This is a genomic window from Halalkalibacter sp. HAAS-P014 (genome assembly GCF_056619965.1).
This window is the reverse complement of sequence record NZ_JBWQTV010000016.1, coordinates 1-16,138: the sequence shown is the minus strand read 5'-3', so window position 1 is coordinate 16,138 and position 16,138 is coordinate 1. Positions and strand designations below refer to the sequence as shown.

Genomic DNA, 16,138 nt, shown 5'->3' with positions numbered 1-16,138 from the left:
TACTATTAATAATTTTGGGGAAATCAGACGTTATACGGTTGGCGATTGTTATTGCAAGGAAAAAGATCTTATAAAGACCTGTCAATACTCTTGTCACAATTGGAACTTTTATTATTGTAGTATGTATGGAGTGATCAGTTTTGAGTAACTCTTTTTGTGAAGAAAATTAGGTCTTAATATAAGTGTGTTAAGTGTAAATAATGAACTTATTTAGTTAATTTCCTTAATTTTAAGAAAATACAATCTTTTATTTCCTCATTTTTAAGGTACAAAAGTTGTAAAGAATAGATTAGTATTTAAACAGGAATAAAAAAGCTAAAGGGATGATGATATGTATAGAGAACTTGGTCAAAAAAGTATTTCACAGTTGCTTGAAAGCGCTCTCAATGAAGGGCCTGATCGCGAAGTTCTTTTTGATCGTATTTCGAGAATGTCATATAAGGATCTCTGGAATAAATCAATTCGCCTCGCTGAATCTTTGCAAACAATGGGGATACGTAAAGGGGATAAAATAGCAGTTTGTTTACCGAATTGGAATGAGTTTGTTGTTATCTTTATGGCTATTTCTCATGTCGGTGCAGTAATAGTTCCCTTTAACACGCGCTATCGAATAGACGAAGTAGAGTATATCTTAAAGAACTCTGAAGCGAGAATTGCTTTTTTTACGAATGAATTTAGTGGTGTTAATCATTCTGAACAATTTATTCAAGCAAAACAGACTGTTCAATCATTAGAGCATTTAATTACTGTTCGTTATCAAGCTGATGGATTACTAAATTATGAAGGTTTGATAGATAAGAGTGATGGTTCGAATTTTACACCCGTTGTAATTAATCCTGAAGAAGATGTTGCTTCTATTCTTTATACATCAGGTTCAACAGGGGCACCAAAAGGAGCAATGTTAACGCATTCAAATGTTGTGAAGACAGGTGTATTATCAGGCGAAGAAATGAAATGTACAAAAGACGATGTTTTTTTGGTAGCGGTACCTGTTTTTCATGTATTTGGACTTGTCCCAAGCATTATAAGCACCATAGCTTCTGCTGCGAGAATGGTGTTAGTAGATCAGTATAAACCTAAAGTAGCTTTAGAAATTATTGAGGCAGAAGGAGTAACTGTTAAGCATGGTGTTCCTACGATGTTTATTTTAGAGCTTAACCATCCTGAGTTTTCACAGTTTAATTTAAAAACGTTAAGAACAGGGATTATTGCAGCAGCACCGTGTCCGGTGGAGATTGTTAAGAAAATTCGCTCTGACATGGGATGTGATATAACCGTAGCTTATGGTCTAAGTGAGACATCACCAACTTTAACGATGACTAAGTTTACAGATAACGATATTATTCGAGCTGAAACCGTTGGAAAAGCTTTACCGGGGGCTGAAATCAAAATTGTAAACGATGAGCGAAAGGAAGTTGCCACTGGAGAAGTTGGTGAAATTGCTTGTCGTAGTTTTGGCGTCATGAAAGGTTACTTTAACATGCCAGAAAAGACAAAGGAAGCTTTAGATGACGATGGATGGTTTTATACAGGTGATTTAGGTTCACTTGACGAACATGGGTATCTTCGCATTGTTGGGCGTAAGAAAGAGATGATTATTCGTGGGGGGTATAATATTTATCCTCGTGAAATCGAAGAGGTATATTATACACATCCAGACGTCCTTGAAGTTGCTATTGTTGGACTGCCAGACACCGTTCTAGGTGAAATTTCATGTGCATGCATTAAATTGAAGCCGTCTGCCCAAGTGGATGAACAAAGTTTAATTGATTTCATTAAGACTAGAATTGCTGATTACAAGGTGCCTGATAAGGTATTGATTGTTGATGAACTCCCTATGACAGCAAGTGGAAAAATAAAAAAAGTCGCTTTACAAGAACAACTAAAAACAAGTTTGAAAACAGAGTTACGTTAAGTTGACTTATCTAATCTGTAGGTTAGAAAGGGTGAGAAACAAATGAGTTCTCAAGAATTGAAAGAAAGCCGTTATGTTCCCGCTAGTAAAGAATGGAAAGCGCTCCCGTTTGAAGGTGTATTTATAAAGACTCTTTATAAATTTGAAACAGGGGGAAGTACTGTTTTAATAAAGATGGAGCCGAACAGTTCGTTTCCACTTCATGATCATCCGGCAGACGAAGAAGTTTATGTGATTGAAGGGGAGTGTAGAGTAGGAAAGTATCCGTTAGGAAAAGGGGATTATCTTTACACTTCTAAAGATACTATTCATGCTCCATTTACAAAAGAAGGTTGCATCTTGCTTGCTCGAACAATAGAGCCATTAAAGTTTGTTTAAATAGAGTTGGTTAAGGATAAAGTTACACTAATATCAAAGAGCTGGCCAATGGTGTCAGCTCTTTGATAACCATTTACTATCAAGAAAAACGGCATTGAAGAAAATTATCTATAGACGTTATAGGTTTCTATTTTTTTCGGTGAGATTGCCAATTATCTTCTGTCTTAACACGAGATTTAACAATTTCACATTAGTTATTCAATTAAAAATTAAGGGGGAAGAAAGCATGGCATTGTTTAAGCGTAAGGATGGAGAGGAACAGCCGTATTGGAAACTAGGTCCTTTTCAAATCAGGTTGCCTTTCATACATTTTCGTCTTGAAACTCCCGAATTAATTCAAGGCTTTGTGTTGTTTTCAATTGGGCTGTCAGTTATTCCATTGCTTCAGAACTATGTAGGGTTTTCTTATGATGCTGCGTTAGCAGTTGCAATCATTTACCTTATTACGATGCTTATGGGACCATTAATGGGTGTTCCTTTAGTCCCAGGCTTTATTACAGCAGCGATCCCATTAGTGATTATCTTTTTGGGAAATTTCGAACCAGGGCCAGAAGCAGTTCAGGCTCTCATTGCTTTACAATTGTCAGTAGCAATTATATTCTTACTGCTTGGAATAACTGGTTTGGGGAGACTCATTGTTACAAAATTACCCAATTCTTTAAAAGGTGGTATTTTAATTGGGGCAGGTATTGCCGCCATCCATGGTGAAATAGTAGAAGGGGGAAGGTTAGCAGAAACGCCAATCTCTTTAATTATCGGTTCAATTGTTTGCCTTTATGTTATGTTTTCGAAATCGTTTCATAACCTGTATAAGAAAAATAGGATTGCTAGGTTAATTGGAAATTATGGAGTTATGTCAGCGATTGTTGTTGCGATTGTGATTGGCTGGATGACAAGAGAATATCCAGCGCCTGTTGTTGAATGGGGTATCGTTGTCCCTAACTTTGCTGAGTTGTGGAGCTTCACACCTTTTGTTGTTGGTTTTCCAAGTTTAAATATTATACTACTTTCAATTCCAACTGCATTACTTGCATATATAATTGCTTATGGTGACATAGTTGTAGGGGATTCATTATTTAAAAGGGCAAGTGAATTTCGACCTGATGAAAAGGTTCGTTTAAGCTTAACAAATATGCATACGCTTACATTTGTCCGGAATTTGATACATGCACTGTTTGCACCACATCCTGGATTAGCGGGGCCGATTTTCACAGCTGGTACAGCTTCTGTATTGGAACGATATAAATACGGTCGTAATGCGATGGATTCTATATACTCGGGTACTGCTTCTTTAATTATGGCAATGTTCTTAGCTACGATTTTATTACCTTTAGTAACGTTGTTTCAGCCGGTACTCCCGATTGCCTTATCGTTAACATTAATAATTACTGGTTATTTATGTATTTCAATTGGGATTGAACAATTAAAAGATAACACAGAGCGTGGTGTCGCTGGGGTAATGGCTATTGTGTTATTTACGTACGGTGCATCTTATGCGATCGTTATCGGGTTAGTTTTATTCTTTATACTTCAAAAGACAAGATTGTTTAGTAGTGATGATGATCAGTCAAAAGATATCAAAAAAGTAGGTTAAAAATTAAGAATCTTCAGTGCAGTCTTGGTATACTAAGGATATAGTATAAATGGGTCAGCTTGAGAGTGTATCTTTCAAGCTGATTTTCCATTACAGAACAATGTATCTACACGAACTTTACTTCTATTGGTAACACGTTATAAGGGGAGTTTATAAATGGATTTGAACATTAAGCAGGAGAAATTGAAGCAAAAAATTAACTCGCACCTACGAAATATTACTAGACAACTGATTAAGTTCGATACGTTACAAGAAACTCTGAATTACCTATTAGAGTCATTTCATAAAAAATTCACGTGTGATTTAATAGGTGTCATTTTAAAAGAGGATCAGCAATTAATTCCCAAAGTGTGGATAGGTGAAGGGTTTTCCATTGAGGAGACATTAAAATTAGACTTGAGGAATTGTTCACCTAATCTTCTTGAGGATGCTTTTTGGTGGCCAAATGAACAGATGGAAGGTTTCACTTGCAGCTTTAAAGAAGCAATGGAAAAAGAACAACTGTCAACGTGGTTTACGGTTCCACTGAACTATAATAATAAGCAATTTGGGCTTTGTCTAATTGGATTTCGCGATTATACGCCTTTAGTGCTTGAGGCTAAAAAAACCTTTGTTGAATTTGGGCAAGATGTAGCAGTAGCTATGAATTTAGCGAGGGACAAGGAGAGTCAAAAGAGAAAAATTAAAGGAATTGAGTGGATAAAAGAAAATATTTTTCCAGGACTAACGATAGAGCATTTAATAGAAAAAACGGTAGAACGTGCTGGAAAAGGTACTCAGGCAAAAGGGGCTGCTGTTTACTTGTATGATGAAAACAATAGTCGCTTTACATTGCACCCTCCTTTTTATGGATCTACCTCATTGACTAAAACGATAGTTGTGGAATCTAGTCTGCCACTCGATAGCTATTTTCCTAATGTTGAGAAGACTGGCAGCTGTGAATTGACAATCCCGTTAGTTGTTAATCTCAAAACAATCGGTGTGCTATGTGTATATAAAGAAGTTTACAAAATTTTTTCGAAGGATGATTTAGAATTTCTAAAGTTTGTATCCGCTTTCGTTTCTATGCAGATTGAAAATGCACGACTTTACGAATTAGAATTTGAAAGTAAAAAACGTATGGAACGACTAATGGAACACCATCAAGAACTTGTGAAAAAAACGGTTCAGGGACAAGATTTGGATGATATATCGAAAACAATTAGCTCTATTTTAGAAAGTCCAATCTTGCTTTATGATCGCTTTTTAAAGCCGATATCAAGTTACTTTACTGAGGATCAGCATCATCTACAATCGATCATTGAAGAAAAAGTAATAGAACAAAAACAAAGTATTACACAGCTGAAGTCGCGTGAATTTTGGCTAGACGAATTAGAGAATTCACCATGTGTTGCCTGGCCAATTGTTGGTGGAGGGGATGTATTAGGCTATTTGATTGTTTGTATACCTAAGCAGAAGGTCGATCGAATGTTAAGGTTGACTCTTGATCATGCCCGAAATATTTATGCAATAGAGTTTATAAAACAGAAGCTCGTACTTGATGCAAAAGAACAAGTTAAAGAAAGTTTTATAAATAAGCTGTTTTCTGAGAAAATAGACGACCAGGAAAAAATAATTCAATATGCAACGCTAATTAACTGGGATATTTTAGAAGCCCATCAAATAGCAACCTTATCACTAAAAATAGACGATAAAAGCGAGACGAATCTAGTAGTACTAGAAAGTTATAAGTCTTGGCTGTGGGATCAAATTAAAACGAAACTTTTATTATATGACTCTACAATTATTTTTACTCGTAAAGATCATGAATTTATTTTTATTGTAAAAGCGAAAAATAGCAATCAACAATTAGAATACTGGCAAGGTTTCTTTAAACGTATAAAGAGTTTAATAGACACAGAAAAGACCGAAACGAAAGTGTATTTGGGGATTGGAGGTAAAACAGATAAAATCGAGGACTATTATGATTGCTATGCCCAATCAGTTAAAGCCAAAAATGTTGTTTTGCACCGGAGTCCGCAAGGTAATTTTTCTTTTTATGATGATCTTGGCTCTTATACCATCTTAAATAATACGAGTGATCCATTAGCAGCTAAATTATTTGTCAAGAAAAATTTAGGACCATTATTAAATTATTCTCTAAATAATAGTGTCGACTTATTTAAAACACTACAAGTTTTTCTGAATAATAATGGGAACCTTAGAGACGCATCTAACCAACTTTTTATTCACCGAAGTACGTTAGAATATCGACTTGAGCGAGTTTGTGAACTTTTAGAAATTGATTTAAATGATGCTGAGGTGCGATTTGAGATAATGATGTCCTACAAACTATATAATCTTTTTAATTTTAATCCGAAGCAATTAATTTAAGAGTTACTAAATGAAAGTTACAAAAAGTTTAAGGGAGAGTATATGAAGTATTTATCTTTTAATAAAGAGAATTACTCAAACTGGTCTTTACCCATATTTGTTAATGGTTTTATAGCTTGGCTTTTTGGGGTTACAGGTCCATTGCTAATTGTACTGAATTCTGCTGAAATAGGTGGGTTAACTGATTCAATTACAACATCATGGATATTTGCTATTTATGTAGTAGGTGGTCTATCTACAATTGGTTTATCAATTTATTACAAACAGCCTATCCCTGTTGCCTTTTCAATTCCTGGAGCGGTTCTAGTTGGAACGACGTTAATGAGTCATTCCTTCACTGATGTATTAGGCGCATATTTGGTTACCAGTGTTCTTTTACTTATTATTGCTATTACAAAATCAACTAGTTTATTTATGAATGCGATACCATTGCCGATTATGATGGCAATGGTATCTGGGGTACTATTGCCATTTGGGATAAACATTTTTATGTCTGTTTTAGAGTTGCCTTTTTTAAATGGAGCTACGCTTGTTGTTTTTTTATTTTTAACGTTTTATAAGCGATTAGGTAAAATTTTACCTCCTATATTAGGAGCAATAATAATTGCATTCGTTATTATGTCTATAGATAATCCTATTTCTATAGGTTCAAACTCTTTCGCAATATCAATACCGGAATTGTATATGCCAACAATAAACGTAAGTACAATTAGTGAGTTAACAATTCCTTTATTAGTTACAGTAATTGCTATTCAAAATGCACAAGGTATAACAATTCTAAACAGTATAGGATATAGAGCACCAGCAAACGCATTGACTACTTGGAGTGGTATTGGATCTTTCATCAACAGTTTTTTTGGAGCGCATTCAGCTTGCATAGCTGGGCCGATGACAGGGATTATAGCCGATCAATCATCAGGAAAAATTGAACATCGATACAAAGCTGCTGTCGTCATGGGAATCTTATGGGTTATTTTTGGCTTATTTGCTGGGTTTGTCATGGGGGTTGTCCGAGAAATACCTATTTCCTTAATTCAGTTGTTAGCTGGTTTGGCGTTATTAAATGTTCTAAAAAATTGTCTCGCGGCCAGTTTTTCTTCTAAATTTCAAATTGGGGCTTTATTTTCGTTTATGATCACGATTTCTGATTTTACTTTATTAAATATCGGCTCACCATTTTGGGGGCTTGTATTTGGTACGTGTTTATCTTTTATTTTTGAAAAAGAAGATTTTAAGAGTGAGGGGAAAGTACCACGTAAAGTAGCTTAGTATAATTATACGCTAGATAAGGAGGAGGCTGTTTCAAAAAATCGTTTTTGAAACAGCCTCCTTGACGTTGCTATAAAAAATAGTTGACGAATATTACTAATTTGTTGAATAATGCCAAACACCATTTGTTAATCGTTTGCTTACCATTCCTTCGGTTTCTAAATAATCTAAATGCCCAATGATTTCAGACATAACTAGAGAGAACTGCTTGTTGTAACTACTTCTATAAATAGTTTGGGCCAGTTCATTCGCTGTTGTTACTCCTTGTTGAATGAGTGTTTGTAGTTTTCCAGCTTTTACTCTAACTCCATCTAAACGTTGTTGGATTAATTTCTTCGGTTCTTTAATTAATGTACCATGACCAGGGAAAACCATTTCGATAGGTAACGATTTACAAGATTCTAAAGACTTCATGTGTTCAACGAGTGTTAGCATACGTTCACCATTTTGATCGGGTTCAACGAGTGCATTGCTAGAGATATGATTAATTAAAAGGTCGCCAGAAAATAGCCATTTCTTTGTTGAGTCTAATAGTGCTATCTGATCGGGTGCATGACCTGGAACCTCGATAAAATCAAGATCACTTATATTCAAATATTTAATATCGATTAGGTTCGTTTCAATGGCGAGGTGTTTGTTTTTTTCTTTTAATTTTTTTAAGTAAGTTACTTGTTGTCTGCCCATTTCGCCACAACCCATTTGTTCATATAACTTTGAAAAGAAATCAATTCTCATTTCAAGAAGCGCAGAATCCCTTTTTAGTCGTGGAATAGAGAGTGGGTGAACATAAACAGGGACTGGATGATCAGCTACTATCCGGTTAACCAATCCAACATGATCGCTATGGTGATGTGTTAACACTATTTCAGTAATATCTTTAATGGATAAACCGCTCTCCGATAAAGTGTTGGTTAGGTAATTAAAACAAGTATCTGTATTAAATCCAGCGTCAACTAAAGTGAGTGAGTGATCTGTTTTAATAAGAAACAAGTTGATAGTCCTTAAGCTAGATTGATCGGGAACAATTATCGGTAAAACCTCTTTATTTGGACTTTTTAATTGTAACAAGTGGCATCCATCCTTTTCTTAATTATCCCTCTATTATATTATGTTTTTATATCTATGGATATTTAAAGCATAATAAAAATAGAGACTCTATATAGTGAACTCCTTTATCTAATAAGGTTATAACGACAAAAAAATAATTTCAAGATATTTATCCTAATATTTTATAGACGAAAGTAAAAAATAAGTGTTGAAAAAAATAGTTGTCAGATATATTATAATATTTAGAATAACAGAGGAGGAGGGTAGTTCTTTATTTGAAAGCGTTTACTTATTAAACAAATTATCGAATGAGGTGGATGAATTTGATGAGAAGATTGTTCATAGGTTTTTGTTTCGTCTTCATATTAACGGTTCTTGGTGCTTGCGGTAATAGCGCAATACAATCGGGTTCAGATTCAAAAGATGAAAGTGGTTCTTCAGATCAACAAGTTGATAATGAAAGTAAGGAGACAGTGAAGGTCGGTTCTATTTTACCTTTCTCGGGGGTTTATGCATCACTTGGAAAAGATTTATCTGATGGAATGAAACTTTATTTTGACAGTATTAATTGGGAGGTCGAAGGCAAAACCATTGAATTAATCGAGGAGGACACTGAGGCAGATCCACAGGTTGCCTTAAGACGTGTTAGAAAGTTGATGGATCAAGATAACATAGATATCTTAACTGGAGCTGTTAGTACGGCTGTTGCATATGCAATTCGTGATGATGTTGATTCAAATAGACTACCATACCTTGCTTCGCATGCTGGTGGTGATGATTTAACACGAGCACAACGAAGTGATTATATTTGGAGATCATCGTTCTCTTCGTGGCAGATTGGACACTCAATGGGTGAGTGGGCATATGAAAATGTTGGAGAAAAGATGTATATTGCTGCTGCTGATTATGCTTTTGGACGCGAAGTTTCAGCTGCTTTTATAGAGGCATTCACAGCTGCTGGGGGAGAGGTTGTTGGTGAGGTTTATCCACCTCTAGGAAATAATGATTATGCATCATATTTGACAACAATTGGTGGTGTTGAAGCTGATGGAGTTTATGCTTTCTTTGCTGGTAGTGATGCGGTTCGTTTCGTTCAACAATATGAGCAGTATGGCTTGAAAGATAAATTTCCTCTAGTTGGTTCTGGTTGGTTGGTTGCTGAAGATTTACGTGGCTCGATCGGGACTGCAGCAGAAGGTGCTTTTGCATCAACATTTTGGGATTATGGATTGGAGATAGAAGAGAATCAAGAATTTATAAAAGCATACGAAGAAGCTTATGACAGACGACCAACTATTGAGTCGCTTGAAGGTTATGATGCTGCACGTATTATTGCCGAAGCGCTGACTACTTTAGAAGGAGACGTATCTAATCCGGATGCAATTGTGGAAGCGATTTCAAATGTTTCTTTTACTAGTCCACGTGGTCCAATTGAGTTTGATAAGGAAACGCATCATATTATTCAGAATATGTACATTACTGAAACGGTAATGGAAGGTGATCAGACAGAAAATAAAGTTATTCAGTCAATTGAGCAAGTTCAAGATCCAGGAGAATAATCAATAAGGGAAGGAGTTTTCGTGTGGATATAATCGGAGCACAATTAGTTAATGGCATATCGTACGGTTTTCTCTTGTTTATCATTACATGTGGTTTATCGCTTGTATTTGGAATTTTAGGAGTCTTGAACTTGGCCCATGGTTCTTTATATATGTTTGGTGCATATATTGCCTATTCGTTAACGGTAACATACTCGCAAAGCTTCTGGATTGCTTTACTTATTGCCCCGATTGTTGTTGCACTTATAGCATTAGTGGTGGAGCGTACTTTGCTCCGCCCTACTTACCATTTGGGGCATTTGTCACAAGTTCTACTAACGTTCGGTTTGGCTTATGTTTTTCATGATATTGCATCATTTATTTGGGGATCAAATGTACTTTCTATTACTGTTCCTCCAGTTTTCTCAGGCTCTATGTCGATATTTGGTCAGACATTTCCAGTTTATCGGTTAGTGATTATCTTGATTGGAATTACAATTGCAGCCTTATTATGGTGGATTCAAGATAAGACTAGATGGGGGGCCATTATTCGAGCGGGTTTGAGTGATAAGGAAATGATTGGAGCATTAGGAGTAAATATAAAATTGGTATTTACTGTTGTATTTGTTATTGGGGGCATATTAGCGGGATTTGGAGGAGTTGTTGCGGCTCCGATCCTCGGGATTTATCCAAGTATGGAATTTCAAACGTTGATCTTGGCTTTAGTTGTTTTGGTAATAGGAGGGCTCGGATCAATTGCAGGTACATTAGTAGCTAGTGTCCTTGTCGGCATATTAGAGACGTTTAGCCGCTTTTTATTTCCCGAATTAAGTATGTTCTTAATTTTTGGATTAATGGCAATTGTCCTTGTATTTAAACCAAATGGTTTACTAGGAAAGAAGGTGGCCTAACTATGAAGAGTACATTTTTAAAATTTCTAATAGCGATAGTTGCTCTTGGTCTAGCGCCTTTTATCCTTTCGCTTTTTCATCTGAATTTGTTATCAGAAATTCTTATACTAGCTATCTTTGCGCTAAGTTTGAACATATTAGTAGGGTTTACAGGCCTTGTTTCATTAGGGCACGCAGCTTTTTTTGGAGTAGGAGCTTACACAGCTGGGCTTGTTGCTCAAAATATATCTAGTAATTTACTTGTTTCGTTAGGCTTAGCAATTCTATTTTCAATTGTGGTAGCGGCTATTGTCGGCTTATTCTGTATGAAAGTAAGTGGATTTTATTTTTTGATGCTAACATTGGCCTTTTCTCAAATGATTTATTCTTTTATTTACCAATCAACTACTTTAACAGGTGGTTCTAACGGATTATCTGGTATTCCGAGAGCTACGTTTGGTGGGATTGAATTTTCCAATGCAGTATCTATTTTTTATTTAGTATTAGTTATCTTCTTTGTTATTTATGCGGCCTTGAGAGTTCTAGTGAAATCACCGGTTGGTCAAGTGCTGATTGGGATTAGAGAAAATGAAACAAGAGTGAAATCAATGGGATATAATACGAACCTTTATAAGTATACAGCCTTTGTTATTGCTGGTGGCTTAGGTGGCATGGCTGGTTCGTTGTACACGTATTTCAATGGATTTATTGCTCCGAGTGATGTGTATTGGACAATGTCTGGTGCTGTATTAATCATGGTGTTAATAGGAGGAGCCGGGACGATGCTTGGTCCTGTTTTAGGAGCGGCATTGATCGTATCACTTGAAACAATTGTTAGTTCATATACAAACTTATGGATGTTAATTGTTGGAGCAGTATTCATCATCTTTGTAATTTTCTTCCCGAAAGGAATTGTAGGGATCGGTCAGAGTGTCTACCGTAAGTTGAAGATAAATAAAGACAGTTCCTATCAAGGAAAAAAATCGTCTGCAGCCTAAATGCAAAAAATAGAGGTGAGTTGCTTGGAACAAGAAACGATCTTAACGATTAGTGGGGTTGGGAAAAGTTTTGGAGGACTGCATATTTTAAGAGATATTTCTCTTGAAATTAACAAAGGAGAGCGAATCGGGATTATTGGCCCAAATGGAGCAGGTAAAACAACCTTTTTCAATTTATTAACGGGTGATATGGAACCAAGTCATGGAGAGATTTTTCACTACGACAAAAATATTACTAAGCTTCCTAATTATAAAAGGGTGCGTACTGGTATGGTTCGTACATTCCAAAAAAATAATTTATTGAATGACTTGTCTGTCTTAGATAATCTTCTTTTAGTCCTACAAAGAAAAGAAGGCTTTGGTCATGTTTGGTTTAAGTTTAGAGGTACAAAGCAGTACCCGGAATTGTATCGAAAAGCTGATGAGCTTCTCGAAAAGTGGGGGCTATCTCATCGACGAGATGCAATTGTCAAAAATCTATCGTATGGTGAACAGCGACAAATTGAGATCTTATTAGGGGTTGCTACTGAACCATCTATTCTATTATTAGATGAACCGACAGCTGGCATGTCTCAATCAGAAACAGACTATATAGTAGATTTACTTTATAAGCTGCCAAAAGATTTAACATTAATGATTATTGAACATGACCTCGAGATTGTATTCGGTTTAGCTGACCGCATGGTTGTTTTATATGATGGTGGTGTCTTAGTAGAGGGTGCGCCTGAAAAGGTTAGAAATGATGAGCGAGTAAATCAAGTCTATATTGGTACCGGGGGTGATGGTTGATGCTTGATGTGAAGAATCTACATACCTATTATGGAGAAAGTCACATTTTGCATGGTGTTTCTTTACAGGTGAAAAAAGGCTCTGTCTCCGTGTTATTAGGTCGTAATGGTATGGGGAAGACAACAACTCTTCACTCAATAATGGGTATGGTTCCCCCTAAAGATGGGTCGGTCATCATGAATGGTCAAGAAATTCATGGCAAGCCTAGTTTTCAAGTATCGAAATCAGGTATTGGTTTAGTACCACAAGGACGAAGAATCTTTCCTAATCTAACAGTAAAAGAGAATTTACTGACGACTCATCGTCCAGTAAAAAACGGTTGGAACTTAAATAAAGTCTTTGACATGTTTCCTAGACTAAAAGAGCGTGAGACATCAATGGGAGGGACACTTAGTGGTGGAGAACAGCAAATGTTGTCAATTGGAAGAGCTTTGATGACAAATCCTGATCTACTATTACTTGATGAGCCTTCCGAAGGCTTATCACCTTTAATGGTCAGGGAAGTAATAAAAATTATTAAACAATTGAAATCAGATGGTTTGTCGATGTTACTTGTAGAACAAAACTTAACAATGGCTTCTGATTTAGCTGATCACGTATATATTTTAAACAAAGGAACCGTTGTATTCGACGGCTCGGTTAATGAATTTGACAGTGAGGTTAGGGATAAATTTTTATCTTTGAGTTCTTAGCAGTTACGTTCAACAAAAGGTGATTGTCAGCTTCTTATTCGATCTCACCTAATGAGCAACGTTGTTTGTTAGGTGAGATCTATATTTAATTCACATCCATAACACTTCATTACAAGTGTTGTTCGATGGGCAGATTTCGCCCCAGAAATAGCCTATTGAAAATTATCTATCAAACGATTAACTAAGGGGTGTAGAAAATGAAGGTCGAAAAAGGTATCGGTTTCAAGAATGCATTCTCCGATTTTAGAGCCAACATAAATTCGAAAAACAGTGCGGCCGGATTAGTTGCAGGGATTTTTGGTCTAAGTGTAGGCTTGGTTTTTATTAGTGCCGGTACAGTTGCTGGCTTAGGATCAGGGTTAATTATGATGTGGATTACAAGTTTCTATTTAATAAACGGATTATTTGGTATATTGGTTCCTACATATTACCGTCAACCTATCTCCATGGCCAACTCAATACCGGGAGCACTTCTATTCACTGCAGCAATCCCCATGGTAGGGTTGGGACCAGTTCTAGGAGCTACGTTAATAGCTGGACTAATCTCATTGCTAGTTGGTTTTTCTGGTGTGATGGGAAAGGTGATGCGCTTTACTCCTACTCCTATTGTTATGGGGATGATTGCTGGCGTATTGTTGAAATTTGGTCTAGATATGGTTCAACCATTAGAAAATGCTTTACTCCCAACCGTTCTGATGATCGGAACATTCCTACTTCTGACGAATTATGCACCAAGGTTTCCAGCAGTAATTGGCTCGTTAATAGTGGGGGTTATTTATCTAGTAGTAACTGGTGTCAATGTATCCGGCATTGAGTTTGTCGTAGACTATCCACGTTTTGTAATGCCTGAGTTTACATTGGAAGCATTTCTAGCATATGGTCTTCCTTTGGCAATCATTTTAGTAGGGATGGAGACTCCAATGGGTGTAAGTCTACTGAAATCTGCAGGCTATAAACGGATACCGGCGAATGGTATTACCGCAGCAAATGGAATTGGAACGATGGTGTCTTCTTTCTTCTATCTGCACAGTACTTGTGTAGCTGGACCAATGACGGCAATTTGTTCGTCTCCAGATGCTGGGAAAAAAGAAGAAAGATGGGTTGCTGCAGTTATAGTGGGTGTCATCTTTGTCGTTTGCGCACCTTTCTATGGAGGGCTTGTAAGTTTGTTTCAATTATTACCAGGCTTTTTTATAGCAATTATAGCTGGTTTAGCGTTAGTGAAGGTACTGATTACAGCTATGGAAGGAGCCTTTGAAAGAAAACATAGATTCGGAGCTATATTTGCTTTTCTGATAGCAGCTTCAGGAATTCAACTCTTTTCCATTGGTGCTACTTTCTGGGCTTTAGTTATCGGAATCATTATCTCTTTAATAGTAGAAACAAGAGATTTTAATTTTAGATTGGATGAAGATCAAAAGTCAGAAGAAGATGATTTAGAAGCTAAGGGAGCGTAAATTAACAAACCTGGTGCAGTGCATTTCTCTATATTCGCTAAAATAAAGTCTACAGAAAAAGGTAAACACCAACCTTTTTCTGTAGGCTTATTTAGAAGTTTTACCATTAAATATTTGCAGGAGTTTGAAACGGTTGATTGGATACTTTTATAGATTCAGTTGGACAGCCTTCTTCAGCTTCTAATAAGTCATCCTCAAAATCTGAATCCACTTCCGTAATACCTTGATTGTTGTCTAAAATTGCTTCTGCAATACCTTCGTCGTCATAATCAAATAAGTCAGGTGCGGCTGCTCCACAAGCCCCGCAAGCAATGCATGTGTCTTGATCAACCATCGTATATTTAGCCATTTTATTCTCCTCCTGATTATAAATTTAAGTGAAAAGATATTTTGTCTCTTGTATTGTGTAATGTATTTAAAATGTAGACTTAACTGAATATTTGTTTTACCTATCTAAGTGTGTAAATGGTTGCGTCATATACAAGAGTAACTTCTTTCGCGATCGGTCCCAATTGTTAAAGGCCAATCAATAACTGAATCTTGGTTAGTTTTTTTAAAAGATATCGTTATTAAGAATATATCCCCCCTGTACTATTTGAATGCATAGTATTATGTTTATTTATCTTTCGTTAATTATAAGTAATATAGAATATTCTTAAAGTTCTGTCAAGGTATTTCTGAGAATTTCATTATATTTATTTGGATGATATTAATTTGTTAAAGCTTTTTGTTTTTTAATAGGTCAGACCGATTTTGGTTACACTATGATTTTTTGACGTTCGTCACAAAACTGAGAAAAAGGAAGGGATAACGAGTTTTTTAGAGTTAATACAGATATAACCCTTTATAATCGTTAAATTTGCTAATTTACTAATTGTATGAACATTATGTATATTATGAAATAGATACGAAAGAAACAAAAACACAATTGAAAAATTAATTTTCTAGGAGGTTTTTTATTATGACTACAGTAGAAACAGGTGCAAAAAATCTTACAGTAAAAAAAGCAAATGGTGTTGCAGAGGTTCATATTCATGTAAACAAAACTAACTCTTATGACCTTGAGTATTATAAAGAGCTAAATGCAGCGATTGATGATATCCGTTTTGACACTGATATTAAAGTAGCAGTATTAGTGAGTGATATGCCGAAGTTTTTCTCAGCAGGTGCAAACATTAATTTCTTAAAGGCTTCTGAG

At 35.9% G+C, this 16,138-nt stretch carries 14 protein-coding genes; 12 read left to right on the top strand and 2 right to left on the bottom strand.

From position 1 onward, the window contains the following. Positions 1–331 precede the first annotated feature (331 nt). The 5 genes from AC1FXZ_RS12850 (at position 332) to AC1FXZ_RS12830 (ending at position 7,529) form a co-directional block, all read left to right on the top strand. On the top strand, positions 332–1,915 hold the full coding sequence (locus AC1FXZ_RS12850) for a class I adenylate-forming enzyme family protein (protein ID WP_480054229.1): 1,584 nt from the start codon (positions 332–334) through the stop codon (positions 1,913–1,915). A gap of 42 nt (positions 1,916–1,957) precedes the next feature. Beyond that, positions 1,958–2,293, top strand: coding sequence for a cupin domain-containing protein (locus tag AC1FXZ_RS12845; protein ID WP_480054227.1), 336 nt, complete (start codon positions 1,958–1,960; stop codon positions 2,291–2,293). 226 nt (positions 2,294–2,519) lie between these two features. Further along, positions 2,520–3,887, top strand: coding sequence for a solute carrier family 23 protein (locus AC1FXZ_RS12840; protein ID WP_480054225.1), 1,368 nt, complete (start codon positions 2,520–2,522; stop codon positions 3,885–3,887). 156 nt (positions 3,888–4,043) lie between these two features. Continuing rightward, positions 4,044–6,260, top strand: coding sequence for a helix-turn-helix domain-containing protein (locus AC1FXZ_RS12835; RefSeq protein ID WP_480054223.1), 2,217 nt, complete (start codon positions 4,044–4,046; stop codon positions 6,258–6,260). A 42-nt stretch (positions 6,261–6,302) separates the two neighbouring features. After that, on the top strand, positions 6,303–7,529 hold the full coding sequence (locus tag AC1FXZ_RS12830) for a benzoate/H(+) symporter BenE family transporter (RefSeq protein ID WP_480054221.1): 1,227 nt from the start codon (positions 6,303–6,305) through the stop codon (positions 7,527–7,529). A gap of 96 nt (positions 7,530–7,625) precedes the next feature. Here the strand turns inward: AC1FXZ_RS12830 and AC1FXZ_RS12825 are convergent, their stop codons facing one another. Then, positions 7,626–8,597, bottom strand: coding sequence for an MBL fold metallo-hydrolase (locus AC1FXZ_RS12825; protein ID WP_480054219.1), 972 nt, complete (start codon positions 8,595–8,597; stop codon positions 7,626–7,628). Between the two features lie 305 nt (positions 8,598–8,902). Between AC1FXZ_RS12825 and AC1FXZ_RS12820 the strand changes: the two genes are divergently transcribed. The 6 genes from AC1FXZ_RS12820 to AC1FXZ_RS12795 all read left to right on the top strand — a co-directional run bounded on the left by AC1FXZ_RS12820 (position 8,903) and on the right by AC1FXZ_RS12795 (position 14,940). Next, a complete protein-coding gene (locus AC1FXZ_RS12820; RefSeq protein WP_480054217.1) occupies positions 8,903–10,135 on the top strand; it encodes an ABC transporter substrate-binding protein in 1,233 nt (410 codons plus the stop codon). Positions 10,136–10,158: 23 nt separating this feature from the next. Then, positions 10,159–11,025, top strand: a complete 867-nt coding sequence (locus AC1FXZ_RS12815; protein WP_480054215.1) for a branched-chain amino acid ABC transporter permease — start codon at positions 10,159–10,161, stop codon at positions 11,023–11,025. A gap of 2 nt (positions 11,026–11,027) precedes the next feature. Beyond that, entirely contained in the window at positions 11,028–12,002 is a 975-nt protein-coding gene (locus AC1FXZ_RS12810; RefSeq protein WP_480054213.1) for a branched-chain amino acid ABC transporter permease, read from the top strand. A 24-nt stretch (positions 12,003–12,026) separates the two neighbouring features. After that, positions 12,027–12,791, top strand: a complete 765-nt coding sequence (locus AC1FXZ_RS12805; RefSeq protein ID WP_480054211.1) for an ABC transporter ATP-binding protein — start codon at positions 12,027–12,029, stop codon at positions 12,789–12,791. After that, complete coding sequence (locus AC1FXZ_RS12800; RefSeq protein ID WP_480054209.1) at positions 12,791–13,483, top strand: ABC transporter ATP-binding protein; 693 nt, start codon at positions 12,791–12,793, stop codon at positions 13,481–13,483. Before AC1FXZ_RS12805 ends, AC1FXZ_RS12800 begins: the two co-directional genes overlap by 1 nt. Positions 13,484–13,680: 197 nt before the next feature. Continuing rightward, a complete protein-coding gene (locus tag AC1FXZ_RS12795) occupies positions 13,681–14,940 on the top strand; it encodes a benzoate/H(+) symporter BenE family transporter (protein ID WP_480054207.1) in 1,260 nt (419 codons plus the stop codon). 106 nt (positions 14,941–15,046) lie between these two features. Here the strand turns inward: AC1FXZ_RS12795 and AC1FXZ_RS12790 are convergent, their stop codons facing one another. Beyond that, positions 15,047–15,289 carry a ferredoxin gene (locus tag AC1FXZ_RS12790; protein ID WP_480054205.1) on the bottom strand — a complete coding sequence of 81 codons (243 nt, stop codon included), beginning with the start codon at positions 15,287–15,289 and terminating at the stop codon, positions 15,047–15,049. A gap of 612 nt (positions 15,290–15,901) precedes the next feature. Between AC1FXZ_RS12790 and AC1FXZ_RS12785 the strand changes: the two genes are divergently transcribed. Beyond that, the coding region (locus tag AC1FXZ_RS12785; RefSeq protein ID WP_480054203.1) for an enoyl-CoA hydratase-related protein at positions 15,902–16,138 on the top strand (237 nt) is incomplete at its 3' end.

Coding starts and splice junctions, on each gene's coding strand:
- AC1FXZ_RS12790 (WP_480054205.1), bottom strand. CDS start 15,289: ATGGCTAAATATACGATGGTTGATCAAGACACATGCATTGCTTGCGGG.
- AC1FXZ_RS12835 (WP_480054223.1), top strand. CDS start 4,044: ATGGATTTGAACATTAAGCAGGAGAAATTGAAGCAAAAAATTAACTCG.
- AC1FXZ_RS12840 (WP_480054225.1), top strand. CDS start 2,520: ATGGCATTGTTTAAGCGTAAGGATGGAGAGGAACAGCCGTATTGGAAA.
- AC1FXZ_RS12800 (WP_480054209.1), top strand. CDS start 12,791: ATGCTTGATGTGAAGAATCTACATACCTATTATGGAGAAAGTCACATT.
- AC1FXZ_RS12795 (WP_480054207.1), top strand. CDS start 13,681: ATGAAGGTCGAAAAAGGTATCGGTTTCAAGAATGCATTCTCCGATTTT.
- AC1FXZ_RS12830 (WP_480054221.1), top strand. CDS start 6,303: ATGAAGTATTTATCTTTTAATAAAGAGAATTACTCAAACTGGTCTTTA.
- AC1FXZ_RS12820 (WP_480054217.1), top strand. CDS start 8,903: ATGAGAAGATTGTTCATAGGTTTTTGTTTCGTCTTCATATTAACGGTT.
- AC1FXZ_RS12810 (WP_480054213.1), top strand. CDS start 11,028: ATGAAGAGTACATTTTTAAAATTTCTAATAGCGATAGTTGCTCTTGGT.
- AC1FXZ_RS12845 (WP_480054227.1), top strand. CDS start 1,958: ATGAGTTCTCAAGAATTGAAAGAAAGCCGTTATGTTCCCGCTAGTAAA.
- AC1FXZ_RS12850 (WP_480054229.1), top strand. CDS start 332: ATGTATAGAGAACTTGGTCAAAAAAGTATTTCACAGTTGCTTGAAAGC.